Origin of the sequence: Mycolicibacterium vulneris, from assembly GCF_002104765.1 — a bacterium.
GTDB classification, from domain to species: domain Bacteria; phylum Actinomycetota; class Actinomycetes; order Mycobacteriales; family Mycobacteriaceae; genus Mycobacterium; species Mycobacterium vulneris.
Genome location: NZ_NCXM01000015.1, coordinates 57,202 through 72,447, shown reverse-complemented (window position 1 = coordinate 72,447; position 15,246 = coordinate 57,202). Strand labels below are relative to the sequence as shown.

General features: G+C 66.0%; 20 protein-coding genes, 1 tRNA gene and 1 pseudogene. 9 read left to right on the top strand and 13 right to left on the bottom strand.

The features are described from left to right. The first annotated feature begins 245 nt into the window (after window positions 1-245). From B8W69_RS15965 to B8W69_RS15955, 3 genes are all read left to right on the top strand, one after another. Window positions 246-1,205, top strand: coding sequence for a metallophosphoesterase (locus B8W69_RS15965; RefSeq protein ID WP_085290751.1), 960 nt, complete (start codon window positions 246-248; stop codon window positions 1,203-1,205). Beyond that, the gene (gene cds1, locus B8W69_RS15960; RefSeq protein ID WP_085290750.1) at window positions 1,202-2,308 is read left to right on the top strand and encodes an L-cysteine desulfhydrase Cds1; all 1,107 of its coding nucleotides are present in this window, start codon (window positions 1,202-1,204) and stop codon (window positions 2,306-2,308) included. The genes B8W69_RS15965 and cds1 overlap by 4 nt, the downstream gene beginning before the upstream one ends. 61 nt (window positions 2,309-2,369) lie before the next feature. After that, window positions 2,370-2,443: transfer RNA gene (locus B8W69_RS15955), tRNA-Pro, on the top strand. Window positions 2,444-2,477: 34 nt separating this feature from the next. Here the strand turns inward: B8W69_RS15955 and B8W69_RS15950 are convergent. The 5 genes from B8W69_RS15950 to B8W69_RS15935 all read right to left on the bottom strand — a co-directional run bounded on the left by B8W69_RS15950 (window position 2,478) and on the right by B8W69_RS15935 (window position 4,715). Beyond that, window positions 2,478-2,783: a site-specific integrase gene (locus tag B8W69_RS15950; protein WP_165762623.1), complete on the bottom strand. Its 306-nt coding sequence runs from the start codon at window positions 2,781-2,783 to the stop codon at window positions 2,478-2,480. Next, window positions 2,767-3,069, bottom strand: a complete 303-nt coding sequence (locus B8W69_RS30325; RefSeq protein WP_133058003.1) for a site-specific integrase — start codon at window positions 3,067-3,069, stop codon at window positions 2,767-2,769. Before B8W69_RS30325 ends, B8W69_RS15950 begins: the two co-directional genes overlap by 17 nt. Then, complete coding sequence (locus tag B8W69_RS15945; protein ID WP_133058002.1) at window positions 3,029-3,463, bottom strand: hypothetical protein; 435 nt, start codon at window positions 3,461-3,463, stop codon at window positions 3,029-3,031. The genes B8W69_RS30325 and B8W69_RS15945 overlap by 41 nt, the downstream gene beginning before the upstream one ends. Window positions 3,464-3,606: 143 nt before the next feature. Beyond that, window positions 3,607-4,389 carry a cation efflux transmembrane domain-containing protein gene (locus B8W69_RS15940; protein WP_085290860.1) on the bottom strand — a complete coding sequence of 261 codons (783 nt, stop codon included), beginning with the start codon at window positions 4,387-4,389 and terminating at the stop codon, window positions 3,607-3,609. Beyond that, window positions 4,389-4,715 (bottom strand): ArsR/SmtB family transcription factor, encoded by a 327-nt coding sequence (locus B8W69_RS15935; protein ID WP_085290746.1) that lies wholly within the window; start codon window positions 4,713-4,715, stop codon window positions 4,389-4,391. Before B8W69_RS15935 ends, B8W69_RS15940 begins: the two co-directional genes overlap by 1 nt. A gap of 375 nt (window positions 4,716-5,090) precedes the next feature. Here B8W69_RS15935 and B8W69_RS30950 point away from each other — a divergent pair, with 375 nt between their 5' ends. From B8W69_RS30950 to B8W69_RS31800, 3 genes are all read left to right on the top strand, one after another. After that, window positions 5,091-5,552, top strand: a complete 462-nt coding sequence (locus B8W69_RS30950; protein WP_110881951.1) for a hypothetical protein — start codon at window positions 5,091-5,093, stop codon at window positions 5,550-5,552. 97 nt (window positions 5,553-5,649) lie between these two features. After that, a complete protein-coding gene (sodC, locus tag B8W69_RS15925; protein ID WP_085290744.1) occupies window positions 5,650-6,264 on the top strand; it encodes a superoxide dismutase[Cu-Zn] in 615 nt (204 codons plus the stop codon). Window positions 6,265-6,418: 154 nt separating this feature from the next. Then, window positions 6,419-6,541: a hypothetical protein gene (locus B8W69_RS31800; protein ID WP_281255231.1), complete on the top strand. Its 123-nt coding sequence runs from the start codon at window positions 6,419-6,421 to the stop codon at window positions 6,539-6,541. A 22-nt stretch (window positions 6,542-6,563) separates the two neighbouring features. Here B8W69_RS31800 and B8W69_RS15920 read toward each other — a convergent pair whose 3' ends face one another. The 3 genes from B8W69_RS15920 to B8W69_RS15910 are packed head-to-tail and all read right to left on the bottom strand — an operon-like array spanning window position 6,564 to window position 9,489. After that, window positions 6,564-7,577 (bottom strand): hypothetical protein, encoded by a 1,014-nt coding sequence (locus B8W69_RS15920; RefSeq protein ID WP_085290743.1) that lies wholly within the window; start codon window positions 7,575-7,577, stop codon window positions 6,564-6,566. Window positions 7,578-7,592: 15 nt separating this feature from the next. Further along, window positions 7,593-8,909, bottom strand: coding sequence for a Dyp-type peroxidase (locus B8W69_RS15915; RefSeq protein ID WP_085290858.1), 1,317 nt, complete (start codon window positions 8,907-8,909; stop codon window positions 7,593-7,595). A gap of 19 nt (window positions 8,910-8,928) precedes the next feature. Then, window positions 8,929-9,489 (bottom strand): hypothetical protein, encoded by a 561-nt coding sequence (locus B8W69_RS15910; protein WP_085290742.1) that lies wholly within the window; start codon window positions 9,487-9,489, stop codon window positions 8,929-8,931. Window positions 9,490-9,780: 291 nt separating this feature from the next. Here B8W69_RS15910 and B8W69_RS15905 point away from each other — a divergent pair, with 291 nt between their 5' ends. Next, complete coding sequence (locus B8W69_RS15905) at window positions 9,781-10,470, top strand: GAF and ANTAR domain-containing protein (protein ID WP_085290740.1); 690 nt, start codon at window positions 9,781-9,783, stop codon at window positions 10,468-10,470. Window positions 10,471-10,523: 53 nt separating this feature from the next. On the opposite strand, the gene B8W69_RS15900 is transcribed toward B8W69_RS15905, so the two are convergent. From B8W69_RS15900 to B8W69_RS31435, 3 genes are all read right to left on the bottom strand, one after another. Next, window positions 10,524-11,171: a restriction endonuclease gene (locus B8W69_RS15900; RefSeq protein ID WP_085290739.1), complete on the bottom strand. Its 648-nt coding sequence runs from the start codon at window positions 11,169-11,171 to the stop codon at window positions 10,524-10,526. 107 nt (window positions 11,172-11,278) lie between these two features. After that, on the bottom strand, window positions 11,279-11,581 hold the full coding sequence (locus tag B8W69_RS15895) for a DUF4193 domain-containing protein (protein ID WP_085290738.1): 303 nt from the start codon (window positions 11,579-11,581) through the stop codon (window positions 11,279-11,281). 182 nt (window positions 11,582-11,763) lie between these two features. Next, a complete protein-coding gene (locus B8W69_RS31435) occupies window positions 11,764-11,946 on the bottom strand; it encodes a hypothetical protein (protein WP_245843268.1) in 183 nt (60 codons plus the stop codon). A 381-nt stretch (window positions 11,947-12,327) separates the two neighbouring features. On the opposite strand from B8W69_RS31435, the gene B8W69_RS15885 reads away from it, so the two are divergent. Beyond that, the gene (locus B8W69_RS15885; RefSeq protein WP_085290737.1) at window positions 12,328-13,011 is read left to right on the top strand and encodes an HAD family hydrolase; all 684 of its coding nucleotides are present in this window, start codon (window positions 12,328-12,330) and stop codon (window positions 13,009-13,011) included. Window positions 13,012-13,026: 15 nt separating this feature from the next. On the opposite strand, the gene B8W69_RS15880 is transcribed toward B8W69_RS15885, so the two are convergent. Together B8W69_RS15880 and B8W69_RS15875 are read right to left on the bottom strand one after the other, a co-directional pair. Beyond that, complete coding sequence (locus B8W69_RS15880) at window positions 13,027-13,527, bottom strand: DUF6328 family protein (RefSeq protein WP_085290736.1); 501 nt, start codon at window positions 13,525-13,527, stop codon at window positions 13,027-13,029. 270 nt (window positions 13,528-13,797) lie between these two features. After that, window positions 13,798-14,166 carry an STAS domain-containing protein gene (locus tag B8W69_RS15875; RefSeq protein ID WP_245843267.1) on the bottom strand — a complete coding sequence of 123 codons (369 nt, stop codon included), beginning with the start codon at window positions 14,164-14,166 and terminating at the stop codon, window positions 13,798-13,800. Window positions 14,167-14,326: 160 nt separating this feature from the next. Here B8W69_RS15875 and B8W69_RS15870 point away from each other — a divergent pair. Beyond that, window positions 14,327-15,227, top strand: a pseudogene (locus B8W69_RS15870) (STAS domain-containing protein). The last annotated feature ends 19 nt before the right edge of the window (window positions 15,228-15,246 follow it).

The following is a 15,246-nucleotide window of genomic DNA, read 5'->3' as shown; positions in this document are numbered from 1 at the left end:
ATCGTCGTACGGCTAGGCGTGATTGCCGCACTCCTCCTCACCCCGCTTCGCGGGCCGCATCGTCGTACGGCTAGGCGTGATTGCCGCACTCCTCCTCACCCCGCTTCGCGGGCCGCATCGTCGTACGGCTAGGCGTGATTGCCGCACTCCTCCTCACCCCGCTTCGCGGGCCGCATCGTCGTACGGCTAGGCGTCGTGACCCAAGAGATACGCTGCCAGTCCCCGCCCGGCAGTAGGCTGCCAGCATGGCTGATGTTTTGCCCGTCCTGATACGTGCCGGCGCCGCCACCGTAGCTTCGAGCGTCGCCGGCCTCGGCTATGCCGCGGTCATCGAGCGCAACGCGTTCGTCCTGCGCGAGATCACGATGCCCGTGCTGACCCCGGGCTCGACCCCGCTGCGGGTGCTGCATGTCAGCGACCTCCACATGACGCCCGGCCAGCGCCGCAAACAGGCGTGGCTGCGCGAACTGGCGGGCTGGGAACCAGATCTGGTGGTCAACACCGGCGACAACCTGGCCCACCCCAAGGCGGTCCCGGCGGTCATCCAGGCCCTGGGCGATCTGCTGTCGCGGCCGGGTGTCTTCGTGTTCGGCAGCAACGACTACTTCGGCCCGCGCCTGAAGAACCCGCTGAATTACGTGACCAACCCGTCGCACCGGGTTCGCGGTGAACCGCTGCCCTGGCAGGACCTGCGGGCGGCGTTCACCGAGCGCGGTTGGCTCGACCTCACCCACACGCGGCGCGAGTTCGAGGTGGCGGGTCTGCACATCGCCGCCGCGGGCGTGGACGACCCGCACATCGACCGCGACCGCTACGAAACCATCGCGGGCCCGGCCAGTCCGGCCGCGAATCTGCGACTGGGACTGACCCATTCGCCCGAGCCGCGGGTGCTGGACCGCTACGCGGCCGACGGCTATCAGCTGGTAATGGCCGGACACACCCACGGCGGTCAGGTGTGCCTGCCGTTCTACGGCGCGCTGGTGACCAACTGCGGTCTGGACCGCTCGCGCGCGAAGGGGCCGTCCCGCTGGGGCGCCAACATGCAGTTGCACGTGTCCGCCGGGATGGGCACCTCGCCTTTCGCGCCGGTGCGATTCTGCTGCCGGCCGGAGGCGACCCTGTTGACGTTGATCGCCACCCCGACGGGCGACCGCGACGCGGCCAGTGACCTGAGCCGTTCGCAGCCAACAGCATCGGTGCGTTGACCGACCAGACCCGGATCGCGGTTCGCAGCCGCTCACGCTGCTGGACGGACAACGCCATCCGGCTGATCCAGGCCGACGCCCGGCGCAGCGCCGACACCCACCTGCTGGGCTACCCGCTTCCCTCGGCATGGAGCGCGGGCGCCGACGTCGCGCTGTACCTCAAAGACGAGACGACGCACATCACCGGCAGCCTCAAGCACCGGTTGGCCCGCTCGTTGTTCCTCTACGCGCTGTGCAACGGCTGGATCGACGAGGGCACCACCGTGGTCGAGGCATCGTCGGGTTCCACGGCGGTGTCCGAGGCCTATTTCGCGGCGCTGCTGGGTCTGCCGTTCGTCGCCGTGATGCCCGCGGCGACGAGCACGTCGAAGGTGGCGTTGATCGAATCTCATGGCGGCCGTTGCCATTTGGTGCAGAGCGCCAGCGAGGTCTACGCCGAGGCGGAGCGGATCGCGCGGGAGACGGGCGGGCACTACCTGGACCAGTTCACCAACGCCGAGCGCGCCACCGACTGGCGGGGCAACAACAACATCGCCGAGTCGATCTTCGAGCAGATGCGCGAGGAGCGCTACCCCGTGCCGGACTGGATCGTGGTCGGGGCGGGCACCGGCGGAACCAGCGCCACGATCGGCCGCTACATCCGCTACCGGCGGCACGCCACCCGGCTGTGCGTCGTCGACCCGGAGAACTCCGCGTTCTTTCCCGCCTACGCCGAGGACCGCGAGGACGTCGTGATGCCCACCTCGTCGCGCATCGAGGGCATCGGCCGGCCACGGGTGGAGCCGTCGTTTCTGCCCGGCGTGGTCGACCGGATGGTGTCCGTCCCGGACGCGGCGTCGATCGCGGCCGCGCGGCACGTCAGCGCCGTGCTGGGCCGCCGCGTCGGGCCGTCGACGGGCACCAACCTGTGGGGTGCGTTCGGCCTGCTCGCCGAGATGGTCGCCGAGGGTCGCAGCGGCTCGGTGGTCACGCTGCTCGCCGACAGCGGCGACCGCTACCGCGACACCTATTTCAGCGACGAATGGGTGACGGCGCAGGGGCTGGACCCGGCGGGACCCTCCGAGGCGCTGGTGGAGTTCGAGCGATCGTGCTCCTGGAAGTGACCTGCCCCACCGCGGTTTGGCCTCCCGACGGGCTGGTGCGATAGGCTGTCGAAGCTTCAAGCGGGGTGTGGCGCAGCTTGGTAGCGCGCTTCGTTCGGGACGAAGAGGCCGTGGGTTCGAATCCCGCCACCCCGACTTAAAGGGCCTGGTAGCAGGCTCACCGAGAATGCTAGGCAGTTTGCGGCAGCGTACTCGGTACGTTTTTCCCGTCAGGTTTCACTGTTGTTGTGACAGTTGATGGTTGCAGCGCCGCCTTGCGGTGCTGATCCAACACGTCCGCCAGGGCATCCAGGTCGGAGTCAAACAGGTCAGCGTATGTCGGCAGTGTGAGGCTCGGGTCTTCGTGACCGAGCATCCTCGCGAGCGCAAGAACGTTGCCACCGGCCGACACCGCCAAGCTGGCGGCTGTGTGTCTCAGGTCGTTCGGCGTCACCTTCGGGAAGTCGTTCAGAGAGTCCCTAGCCACATTGAACACACGCGGCTCCAGTGAGACACCCGGAGCGGGCCACCGTTTGACGCCGAGAGATCAGATCGTCGCGGCCCTTGCCAAGCATCCGCTGGTCCAATTCGTCCACCAAGAACGCGGGAAAAGGTACCGAGCGGCGCTCGTGGTCCTTGGGTGACTTCCAGTCCAGGCGGCCACCGGCCTCGGCCACTGCTTGGGTGATCTGCAGGCGGCCGCGAATCATGTCTACCGACCCCACCGGGAGCGCCGCCAGTTCACCCCACCGCAGCCCGGTATAGGCCAAAAGGCGGATCACCAGTCCGTGATCCCCAGCCGAGCGCGTTCTCGATGGTCGGCACGCCCGTCTTTGCGTCGACCAAGTCAGCAACCCATGCCTTGATGTCCGGAGGCAAAACCTTTGTCACCTGCAAGTCGCCCCACTTCTCGGCGACGTGCGCCCGCCAGATGTGCTGGCGGGTAGCTCTGGTGGTCTCCGCAATGTCCGCCTTACGTATCCACAGTGAGAACTGTTGCGCCACCGTCCATTCGCCCGTCACGGGGGGCGCGATGTCCACCCCAGAACGGGTGATCTGTTTTAGCCATTCATAGCCGTCGGCCTTATACCTGCATCGTCGAGTGCGTTCCTTGCCGCTGCTGTCGACATAGCGTGCTCGCCATTGATTCCCCTTCCATGCGTCTAGTTGGTGCACGACGCACTACCGCCGCTGGCGTTCGGGACAGCACATGAACGCGCCGATCAGACGGTATGGGAGAAGGGTTAAGTGGAAGCGGGAGAAGCCATTCGCGGCCGAGTACGCACTTCTGGCCGAGTTGGGGCTGCGTCGGAACTGAGCTATCTGACGCCGTGCGACTGTTCACCGTGTACTGGCTGAGCAAGCCGACGACGCCGAGTGATGACGGTTACGCCCTCGCGCCCTAGTCCGCAGCAGTCGCAGCCGCCGCTATTGGTGCGACGTACATCGCTGACAATCGGAGTGGCGCAGCATGAATCGCCCCTCCACGCTTCTATGCCCTCACGGACAGCTACAGCGGCGATCACCAGCGCGGCGACGGGATCAGCCCACGCCCAACCGAATAGCGAGTTGAGCAGCAAGCCGACCAACAAGACCGCCGACAGGTAGGTGCATAGCAGCGTCTGCTTGGAGTCTGCTACCGCCGACAGAGAGCCGACTTCTCTACCGGCCCGACGCTGTGCCCAAGACAACACTGGCATCACGGCAAGGCTGACCGCTGCAAGAGCGATCCCAATCGTTGAATGCTCAGCCTCTCCAAACCCAAACAGCGACCGCACCGAGTCCACGGTCACAAACGCCGCTAAACCGAAGAACGAGAACGCAATTACGTGGAGTGCGACCTTCTCGCGGGGTTCGGGATTGCGACCGGCGAATTGCCACGCCACCGCCGCTGCTGACGAGACTTCGATCACCGAGTCCAGGCCGAACCCAATCAAAGCCGTTGATGACACCCGCGTTCCCTCGGCCAGCGCGATGGCGGCCTCAATGACGTTGTAGGTGATCGTGGCAGCCACGAAGAGCCGGACTCGACGGAACAGCACGCGGCGGCGGAGTTCCGGCAAAGCGGGCCGTGGCGAGGGCAGGCCCACGTCGTGCGCCATCAGCAACACCCGTCGTCACTAGACGAGCAACACACCGGATCGACGGCGAGCACCAGTCCCACAAGATCGTTTAGCGCGTGGGCAATGCGCACATCGGCAAGCTCGTAGCGGCTGCGTCGCCCCTCTGGAACTGCAACGACCAGCCCGCACCCGCGCAAGCACGCCAAATGATTCGATACGATCTGACGAGACACCTCCATCTCGTCGGCAAGATCGGATGGGTAGCGTCCGCCATCTCGAAGCCTCAGCAGGATCAGGGCGCGGGTCGCATCCGAGAGCGCGTACCCGAAGCGAGCCAAAGCGTCGCGCTGCATCAAAGTCTGCATTCAGCGACGATACATCGGAAGCTGTATTCAGGAAACTCTGTACCGGAGGCTTGGGGGCGGCCCTTGCGTCGCGTCGGTTTGCACCTCGTACCGCCAGCGTCCCGCCCACCACTCTCCTTCAATGCGTCCATTTGGGGCACAACTACAAGACCGCCTGACGTCCCTTTGTAGATTTCATGACGCGGGTCGGCCTGCGCATTATTGTCACCTCGCCACGCGCGCACTCGCCGCGATTGGCATATGAAATCTGCGCTACCCCAGGCGGGCGGATAGGAGATCATTGAGGTCGGTCGGCCCAGTAACCCACCGCCCTATCTCCCGGCGAGTGCCCCGGCTCTCCGCTGGCTCGTCATCGATCAGGGAGGTTTAACCGTCATGCCCCAGCCTCATCGCTCGCTCACCGCGCTGCCCGCCGTCGCCGCGACTGCTGTCGCGTTGGCCTCCGGCTGCTCCGGCTCCGGCCCGATACCTCACGGGCAGCCGTCGATCACCTTCGGTTCACAAGCCAGCACCACACCCGGAATGGCGGGGCAGGGGCCGCCGGCGCCCCCCGCTCCCGGCACGAGTCACACCGAATCGTCGACCCCGCCGCCTGTGCCACTACCAGGCGCAGGCGAGCCGGTCGTGTTCGACCGCAACATCAAACCGCTGTTCCGGCAAGACGACCGTGAGTCGATGACGTGGGCGTTCGACCTTTGGTCCTACACCGACGTCAAGTCCCACGCAGCGGCCATCGTCCAACGCCTTCGCGATGGGTCGATGCCGTGTGACGGAGCCTGGAGCGCCGAAAAGATAAACGTCTTCCAACGCTGGATCGACTCCGGCATGGCCCCATAGCCCTTGGTCCTCGACCGCAACTTCATCGCACGTACTGACGCCGTCAGGCGAGTCCTTAGCGGTGTTTTTCGCTGGAATCCGGGATTAGGCTCCCGTCATGACCAAACTCGCCGCCGTTGCCACCCTCTTGCTGGCGCTTCCCGTAGTGGCCATGAGCGCATGCAGTTCACCTCAGCATCCGAGCACGCAGCCGGGCACCACCCCGCCTGTCAACAGTGGTTCACCAGGATCGTCGGCGACGACTAGCCCGGCGCCCGGTGCCGGATCGCTCACCGCGCACCTGAAAACGGCTGACGGCCGGGACGTGGCCACGGCCACCTTCGATTTCACCAACGGCTATGCCACCGTCACCGTCAAGACGGTTGCCGCCGGAATCCTGGCGCCCGGTTTCCACCCCATGCACGTCCACGAGATCGGCAAGTGTGAGCCGAACTCGGTTGCTCCCACCGGCGGTCCGCCCGGCGACTTCTTGTCCGCAGGCGGTCACTACCAGGCGCCCGGACACACCTCGAAGCCCGAAAGCGGCGACCTAACTTCGCTTGAGGTACGTTCAGACGGCTCCGCTTACCTGGTAACCACCACCGATGCCTTTACCAGGGACGAGCTGCTGGCAGGGAACAAGACCGCTTTGATGCTCCACGGCCCCGAAGATGGCAGCATGGGCGGCATGGCAACGGGGCGGGTTGCCTGCGGCGTCATCGGAACCGACTAGCTGACGCCAAGGTAGATGCCGCTGGGGACGGCTGGTGGACCTCTGCGATCCGTCCATGCGTCCATGTGGGGTATGGCCGTCAATGACACCTCGCAGTCGGTGAGTCCGGCGCGGTGGGACGATCTGCTCGTCACCTTAGCCTTGAAGGCGAGACGTGCTCGTTCGCCAGCGCGTGGACGTGCTTGCACAGATTCGCACGCTTTCCGGGCAACTAGAATCGATCGACCGCCAACTTGAACACATCGCGCACATCGAGGCCGCGCACGTCGTGCACTGATCAAAGCTCTGCTGTCTCAGTATCACTTCATCGTCGCCAGGTTGTGCCAGAAGTTCTTGAGGCTGTCCGTTCCGCCGAACAGCGTCGTGAAATTCGTGGAGTCGACGAGCACGATGTCACCGGCCCGGTCGCCGGCTGGCGGCATCCAGATCAAAGCATTGAATTCGCTGTTACCCGCCGCCGTAAAGGGATGGGGCCGTTGCGGGTCCACGCGTTGCCTGCCGAGGACGCGCAGCAGGTCGCTTTCCGGGGCGGTGAGTTCGTAGTGCGGCAGGTGCGGGTGAAAGTTCAGCGTCGTGACGTTGTTCAGCAGGCCCGGCGCGTCCAGATCCCGGAAGCCGGTCAGCGGCGCGATCTCGCCGGTCCCCTCGACCAGGGCGGGACGCAACCCCCACGTGTTGTGCACGGGAACGTCGAGCGCCTTCATCAGTGAGCGCGTGTAGGCGGTGAACCGCTGCTGTCGTGGCACCAGCGGATCCCCGTGGTGCAGGTATTCGACCTGACGCTGCGCCGGGTCGTCGGTGAAGCCGACGTCGTGGTGCGGCGCCAGCAGCAGGCAGGTGCCATCGCGTTTCAGCCACTCGCGCAGGGCGGCGATCTCGTCGGGCCGCGCGTCCTCTTGGCCGACGAGATGGTCGAGCCCGAACACCATCAGGGTGTCGGCGTCGGCCAATATCCGTTCGTCGACCAGTTGCTGGTAGCCCGCCTGGTCGATGCGCTGGAACACCGCGACCGGATGGCTGGTGGCGTAGCCCGCCAGCTCCTGGAACGCCAGCGTCGAGCGGTGGAACAGCTCAAGGGTGCCGGCGATGCCCTGCAGGAAGTGCGCCTCATCCCAGTCGGGTCCCTCGTAGTGCGGCCAGGCCGCTCTGCGCACTTCGGTCATCGTCGAAAACCGGTTGTCCAGCGCTTCGACGTCGCGCTGGGATTCCCATGGATAGCTCCACGTCCAGTAGATGCTGATGCGCCGTCCGGCCGTGCGCGGTCGCGGCACGTGGGTCTGGTTGTACGTGCGTGCGGCGGGCAAATTGCTCATGATGATTCCCGGTTGTCACTCGAGCGCCGCGAGGTAGCGCATGGCGGTGATGCCCGGCAGGAAGAAATACGCCCCACCGGTCAGCGTCGTGAACGCTGGAAGGCCCTTGAGAACTCGGCGGATCGGCCGCTTCGGTATCTTGAATTCCATTGTGCCGTCTTGTGTTCCGCAGATCGGGTCGTGCTCGTTACCGAGTTCGTGGAATGTGCGGTCGTTGATCCAGACGTTCTGCGCGAATTCGAACTGCCGGATCAGGCTGGCGCAGATGATGAATGCGGCGATGCCGCGGTCCACTCCGTCGTCGGGCGCCCCGTCGGGAAGCGCCGGCCCGTAGGTGGCCCCGCGGCGGATCATCCGTCGCCGGTTCATGTTGGGCGCGGTGTCTCGCGGGTTGAGCCGCCGGGCGTGCGCACCCAGGGGACACGCGTAGCCGAGCGGGTCCATCTCCTTGTAATTGAAGTCGTTGTTGCGCATCGGGTCTGCGCCCAGCTCGGGGTCATCGGCGTCCGGCGTCAGCACCAAGGGGGCGCCGCTGCGCCAGCGGCCCATGAATTTCGCGGCCAACAGTTCCTCGTCGTCGGGCGTGCGGGCCTGCGAACGGATGTAGTCGCGGAACAACGCCACGTGCTCGCGCAGTCGCCGGTACGCGGCGTAGGTCCCGTTGCGCGAGAGCACATCCGGTTGGGGCGACTTGGCCACCGGGCCGACCTCGTCGGGATAGCCGAGGATGAACTCGCCGGCCTTCAGCGGCGCGCCCGAGCCGGGCGTGGGTTCCTCACCCGATCCCTCGATCACCGGCTGCGACAACCGATCCCGAAAGCCGAAATGGTCGTGGGCATAGTTGAACGGGGGTGTCGCATTCAAATCCAGATACGACAACCGGCGCACGCCGCCGCACCTTTGCACCAGGTCGTCGTGGGCCCGGGTGGCGCGGGCGTGTTCGGCGTCGTCTCGCGCGAACAGGATCGCGATCGCGTGCAGGTCGTCGCCCGCCAGTCCCCCCACCCAGTTGTCGGGGTGGTTTCGTCCGGTGTCGCCGAGGATCTCGGCCCGGGCGGCCATGCCCTGACGGAACTCTTCCGGGAAGGTCGCGAGCGCGTCCTCCGGCACACCGAGCGCCCGAAGACCGCTCCAGGTGAAACCCAGGGTGACCCAGCGCCTGGTGTCGTCCATGGTGTCTCGCACCGACGCGGCGGACTCCACGACATCCACCAGTTCGGACAACCAGGCCCGGCCGGCCGCCGGATCGTCGAACGAAAGAAACTCGTAACGACCGGTCAGGGCCGGGGTACGGGTCAGCAGGATGTGCTGGATGTCGTCGAGCTCAAGCATCTGCACGCTCCGATGTGCGTCACTGCATCTGATCCAGCATGGCCTGGAACGCGGCTTTGAGCCGGAGCCCCTTCTTGATCTCGTCGGCCGTGACATAGGGGTACTCCCCGTATTCCAGGAAGCTCGGGCACTGGTGCTCGCGAACGAACTTGACGAAGGCCTCCGGGTTCTCTCGCCAGTCCTCGGGGAAGCCCTCGAGGTTGGTGAAGACGGTGGTGATCCCGGTCTGGCTGAACAGCTGCACCGCGTCCTCGGTGTATTTGTCGAAGTCGGTGTCGAAGATGCCCTGGTACTGGAAGTGCAGCCCCGACCCGACGTCGAAGAGCTGCCAGCGCAGGTAGTGCAGCCGCAGCGGTCCCAGCACTTCCGGGTTTGCCTTGACGGCTTCTTCGATCTGTTTGCCGTAGGCGCGAACGGCTTCCTCGCGGCCTTCCTTGACCTTGGCGATGATGGAAAAGCCGTAGCAGGCCGGGGTGCGCGGATACAGCGGCCCGTACCGACCGCGTTCCAGCTCGAAATAGCCTTCCTTGGGGATGGCCAGGGCCGCGGGTTTGCTCCACTCGTCTTCGGTTGCCGCCATCGTCGCTCCAAAGTCAGGCCGGTGCGCCGGACGCTACCACCTGACCCCGCCCGCGCAACCCGGATCGACCGATGGCGGCCGCCCCGGCCGCCCGGCACGCATTTACCGGACCGGTATCGGGCGCGATACCCCGAAACCAGGCCGATATAATCGATCTCACCGTAATGCTGAGCAAACAGCATTGACATTCGTCGCCGTCAAAACTCCAAGTGATCGCCTCGCGAGACCGCAGGCTCCTGAACGGTACGGGTTATGCCTGCCACCGGTCTCGAAGCATGAGGGCGACACTCAGTGACCAATCTTGACGATCTCAGCCTGCTCACCGACGTTTTGCGGGCCATCTATTCGGCGGACACCGGCGACTTCCCCCAGGTGCTGGACGACCTGACCAGGGCGGCCGCGCGCTGGGTGCCGGGCGCCCAGGAAGCGGGGATCACCGTCACCAGCCGGCAGAACGAGGTCAGCACCCCGTCGGTCACGCACGACTGCGCCCGGCTGCTCGACGAGTTCCAGCAACGCCACCTCGAGGGACCCTGCGTCCACGCCGCGTGGACGCGCAAGGTCGTCGTCATCGACGACCTCGAAGCCGATGAGCGCTGGCCGAAGTATCGGGCCGACGCGCTCGAACACACGCCGATTCGCAGCGTGCTGTCGTTGCCCATGTTCGCCGACGAGCTGAGCATGGGCGCGCTGAACTTCTACGCCGAGCGCCCCCAGTCCTTCTCCGAGGACTCGCGCCGGATTGCCGCCATCTTCGCGACGCTGGGCGCCCTGGCGTGGAGCAATGTCGTGCGCACCCAGCAGTTCCGCGAAGCCCTGAGCACCCGCGACATGATCGGACAGGCCAAAGGCATCCTCATCGAGCGCTACGACCTCGACGACCAGACCGCCTTCAACACCCTGATCAAACTGTCACAGAGCATGAACACCCCGCTGCGCGACATCGCGCGCCGGGTGATCGAGGACGCAACCGGGCGCTGACGCCACGGGGGCTGGCGGGCCCGGCCGAACATGCTGTGGCCCAGGGCATCTCGCTAGCTCTCCCACTCCGGTTCCAGCCGTTGCGGTCTGGCCTGCGGTGCGACCCCATGGGTGCGCCGCGGACCCCGCACGCCGACGGGCTGAATTCGCGTCCAGCTCTGCACCTGGGAGCGGCCCACCAGGCGGCAATGGTGGGTACCGGCCAACTGGCGGGCCGCCTTGGTGAAGGTCTGGTTGGTCACGACGACCGTCCGGTTACAGCCGTGGTGCAGCGCCCCGGCCACGACCTGCTGGACCGCGGCCACTCCGACGGCCTTCGCCAGCCTCTTGCATTGGACGGCCATGCGGGCGCCGTCTTTCCTGGCGATCAGATCCACGCCGTAGTCACCGGTGCTGGCGGTCGGGGTGACGCTGTAGCCCGCGACGCGAAGCTGCGCCGCAACGAATTCCTCGAACTCGGTGCCCGACATCCGGTCGATCGCCCGCAGCCCGGATTTCGACAGTTTGAGGTCGCGTCGCCGGTGCGCGTCGGCCTGATAGCGGTCCCGCTGTACCGACAGCCACCACAAGATCGCCACGGCGACGGCGAGCCCGCCGAGTCCGGCGAGGCATCCCGCCGGCAGACTGCCGGTGGCCTTCTGTGCGAAATACCAAGGGAGCGCCAAACCAAGCAGCAGGAGCGACCCGAGTACCTTCTCCATTTGTCCGGTGAACCTAGTCGATGCCACAGACAATTCAGGGCAATCCAGCGCAGGTTCACGGTCACGGCAGGCCCGCGAGGCGCCTCGCCCGGCCGAGAGGGTGGGTGTCAAGCGCAGTCGGCGCACACCGGCAGGCCGGCGCCGGAGACCCGCATCCGGCTGCGGTGCTGCACCAGAAAGCAGCTCGAGCAGGTGAACTCGTCGGCCCGCTGGGGAATCACCGTCACCGACAGCTCTTCTCCGGACAGGTCGGCGCCCGGCAGCTCGAAGAAGTTCACATCGTTGGGGTCCTCGTCGACCACGGCGATGGCAGACCCGTGCAGGGTCGGCGCCAGTTCGGGCAGCGAGGATTTCTCCTGGCTGTCGGCGTCGGATACACGGCGTGCGTCATAGTCAGTGGTGGTCGCCATTGGTGTTCCTTCCTGCGATGGAACGGGTTGACGCACTTTCCTGTACTCACCCGTGGCGCAGGCAGTACCCCGTTCGGGGGTGCGTTACACCGTCGCGGCCCGAAAAGTTGCGGCAGCCGGGAAATGGCCGACAGTGGTGAGCTCGCGCGCGGTGTGCCGCACCGACGGCAAAGCCTCCGTCCTCAGCTGCTGTGCGGTGGCGCTGGCTGATCGGAATGCGCGGCTAGCCAGCGCAGTTCGGCGTCGCGGACTTTGCGGTGGGCGCGCAGCAGCCACGCCGCACTGTGCCCGCCCAGCACCACCGCCACGAGCAGGGCGATGGCGCCGACCACCAGATGTCCGGCCGCCACGGCGAACAGGCCCACGGTCAGGACGATGACCGTGACGGCCGCACCGGCGAGACTTGGGGCGTTGGCACCGTTCTTGAAGATTCGCCGGCGTGCTGACGAGTGGCACGGGCATGGTTTGGTCGACCGCGGGGCTCGTGGGGTAATCCCATGTCATTCCTCGTCGGGAATTACTGTGTACCAGCATCATTCGTACGCGTACGGTCGGGATCGATCCGACGGCGGGCGCGGCGAAGACGCCCCGATGTCGCGGATCACCACGCACGTGTACCCGTCGCGCCGGTGACCAAACGAGACCTCGCACTGTGTCAGCCGCACCCGGCCTGGGTATGCCGCACACATGACTTCACGACCGCAGGCGGGCACGCTTCTCGACTCCGACGCCTGGAGCCTGCCCTGATGGCGCGTGGCGGCACACCGGCCGTCCTGTTCGACGTCGACGGCACGCTGGTGGATTCCAACTATCTGCACGTGCACGCCTGGCAGCGCGCGTTCGACGCCGAAGGCATGCAGGTGGCGTCCTGGCAAATTCATCGCTGCATCGGCATGGACGGGGCCCGACTGGTCCGAGCGCTTTCCAATGACGCCCCGGACGACGTGCAGGAGCGGCTCAGCGACAAACACAGCCAGTACTACCGGGAGATCACGCCGCTGCTGCAACCTTTGCCCGGGGCCCGCGACCTGCTGCGCCGCGTCGCCGACCTGGGCTTACAGGTCGTGCTGGCCAGCTCGGCGCCCGAAGACGAGCTGAAGATTCTGCGCAAGGCGCTCGACTGCGACGACGTGATCTCCGAGACGACATCCTCGCGCGACGTCGACACCGCCAAGCCCGAACCCGGCATCGTGCGGGTGGCGCTGGACCGCGCCGGCGTGGACGCCCAGCACGCCGTTTTCGTCGGGGACGCCGTGTGGGACGCGCACGCCGCGGGCGGCGCGGAATTGCCGTGCATCGGGCTGCTGAGCGGCGGTATCTCCCGCGCCGAGCTGCAGGAGGCGGGCGCCGAACCCGTCTTCGCCGATCCACGCGACCTTCTCGAACACCTGGACTCCACCCGAATAGCGGCACTCGCGCGGGACCGCTGACCGACGAGTTTCGCGTCAGTCGCCGCACGTCCGCAGCATCAGCGGCAGCACCCACCAGAAGAAGGTGAACAGCGGCAACGCGCACGCTCCGGCTATGAGGCCGACATTTCGCCCGGCCACCGCGGCGAAAATGATCGTGGTGAGACCGATCAGCGCCAGACCGAGCAGGCCGAGCCCGGCGAAGGCGCACCGGTGCGCCGCCGATACGAGGACCTGAAGCCGATGACGCCGGAAGAGTATGCGATGCATGGCGACCGGGGCGATCAATAAGACGGTCGCGCACACCGCGCACACCACGGTGGCCAGATAGACGACGCGCATGTGCGGGCCCAACACGTCGAAGCGCTGCTGGAAAGGCAGGGTCAACAGAAAGCCGGTCAGCAGCTGCACCCCGGTCTGGACCACCCGCAGCTCCTGCAGCAGGCTGTTCCAATTGCGGTCCAGCCGTTGAACTTCGGTCTCGCCTCGCTCGCGGCGATCCCACCGCTGGTCGTCTTGCGGATGGTCGACGTCCATAGTCCTGATCATCGCACCTGGGCTGCGCAGGGACACCGGTTCGAGCCGACCGGCCGCCGATAAAGGTCTTCGCCGATTTTGTTCGGGTGAATTCCGGCCGCCGCCGGCGTTTCCGGGAAAAATTCGGAATGAGCCCCGAAATCGATGCAATGGGGGGTCAACCTCACCGCATTTGAGCCAAACATGTTGTCAGGCAACTAAACCTGTCAGAATTCAGCTCACCGGGACCGGGCCATGGGGACGGCGCCGCCAGGCCGGCGGGGTGGGCGACTAGCCGTTCAGCTTGCCGTCCCGCACCCCGGTCAACGCGTCGTCGAGCGTCGGATACAGCGAGAAGGTCTTGTCCAGGCCGGTCAGATGGATCGGCCTGCGGGTGGCGGGACCGCGCGCGACCACGCCGAACCCGGTCTCCCGGCCCAGCTTCTCGTAGGTCGCCGCCAGGATCTTCAGGCCGACCGAGCCCAGAAACTCCACCGCGGAGAGATCGATGATCAGTGCTGTGGGGCTGTCCGCGACGACCGCGCTGATGGCTTGTTCCAGGGCTGGAGCCGTGACCAAATCGATTTCGCCGCTGACACTGACCACGGACACGCCGTCATGGTCCTCAACCAACGTGGTAATCGAATCAGGAGCTGACAATGCAAATCCTTTGTCCTGGGCCGTGGCGTGGTTCAACCCTAGCCTGCGTTACCGAACTGCGAGAAGAATATGCCCTCTACACGTGCCCCGCGACAACCCACGCTAGTCTCGCAAAAGGAACTGCAGACCGCAGGGCGCGACGTGGCACTCGGGAGGCCAGATGTCAGATTCGCCGTCGGATTTCAACAGTACCGGCACCGCAGCACAGACCGTCGGTATCTCCAGTGAGGGTCTGCTTCCCCAGCTAGTCCAGCATCTGCGCCAGAATCGAACCGTCCTGCGGGAGGAATGGGCCCGCCGCATTACCGAGGCCGAGCTGCTCACCGCGATGACGCCGGAGGAGCTCTTCTCCGAAGCCACGGCCGTCTACGACAACTACGTCGAGGTGCTCGAGACCGGTAGCGTCGAGGCTGCAGGCCTACGCGCGTGACCTGTCCGAACGCATCATTCCGCGGGGCGTGGAGACCGACGAGGTGCTCGGCATCGTCCTGCTGCTGCGTGACGTGCTCGCCCGCTCGCTGTTCGAGAAGTATCAGACCGAGTTCGAGATGCTCAACCGTGTCCTCGACGCCTACGAGCCGGCGGCCAACCGCATCGCCAACACCGTGGGCGTCAGCTTCGTGCAGGAACGCGAGCGCATCATCCGCCAGCAGCAGGAGGCCATCCGCGAGCTGTCGACGCCGGTGCTGCAGGTGCGTGAACAGCTGCTGATCCTGCCGATCATCGGCGTGCTGGACAGCCAGCGCGCCCGCCAGGTCACCGAACAGCTGCTGCGGGCCATCCGCGCGAACCGCGCCAAAGTGGTGGTCATCGACATCACCGGTGTGCCGACCATCGACTCGACGGTGGCCAACCACCTGGTGCAGACGGTCGACGCATCCGGCCTGATGGGCGCCAGCGTGATCATCACCGGCCTGTCGTCCGAGATCGCGCTGACGCTGGTGACGATCGGGCTGGACCTGTCGAAGATGAACGCCGTCGGCGACCTGCAGGGCGGCATCGAGGAAGCCGAACGCCTGCTGGGTTATGAGGTGACCCGCACGGGCGAGCAGACCGGATAAGCACCATCGACGCGAGCAC

Bases quoted from the DNA above. Each gene is read 5' to 3' on its own strand.
- B8W69_RS15885 (WP_085290737.1), top strand. From the start codon at position 12,328: ATGGCGCGTGGCGGCACACCGGCCGTCCTGTTCGACGTCGACGGCACG.
- B8W69_RS15880 (WP_085290736.1), bottom strand. From the start codon at position 13,527: ATGGACGTCGACCATCCGCAAGACGACCAGCGGTGGGATCGCCGCGAG.
- B8W69_RS15935 (WP_085290746.1), bottom strand. From the start codon at position 4,715: ATGCAGACTTTGATGCAGCGCGACGCTTTGGCTCGCTTCGGGTACGCG.
- sodC (WP_085290744.1), top strand. From the start codon at position 5,650: ATGACCAAACTCGCCGCCGTTGCCACCCTCTTGCTGGCGCTTCCCGTA.
- B8W69_RS15900 (WP_085290739.1), bottom strand. From the start codon at position 11,171: ATGGAGAAGGTACTCGGGTCGCTCCTGCTGCTTGGTTTGGCGCTCCCT.
- B8W69_RS15910 (WP_085290742.1), bottom strand. From the start codon at position 9,489: ATGGCGGCAACCGAAGACGAGTGGAGCAAACCCGCGGCCCTGGCCATC.
- B8W69_RS30950 (WP_110881951.1), top strand. From the start codon at position 5,091: ATGCCCCAGCCTCATCGCTCGCTCACCGCGCTGCCCGCCGTCGCCGCG.
- B8W69_RS15965 (WP_085290751.1), top strand. From the start codon at position 246: ATGGCTGATGTTTTGCCCGTCCTGATACGTGCCGGCGCCGCCACCGTA.
- B8W69_RS15915 (WP_085290858.1), bottom strand. From the start codon at position 8,909: ATGCTTGAGCTCGACGACATCCAGCACATCCTGCTGACCCGTACCCCG.
- B8W69_RS15920 (WP_085290743.1), bottom strand. From the start codon at position 7,577: ATGAGCAATTTGCCCGCCGCACGCACGTACAACCAGACCCACGTGCCG.
- B8W69_RS15940 (WP_085290860.1), bottom strand. From the start codon at position 4,389: ATGGCGCACGACGTGGGCCTGCCCTCGCCACGGCCCGCTTTGCCGGAA.
- B8W69_RS15895 (WP_085290738.1), bottom strand. From the start codon at position 11,581: ATGGCGACCACCACTGACTATGACGCACGCCGTGTATCCGACGCCGAC.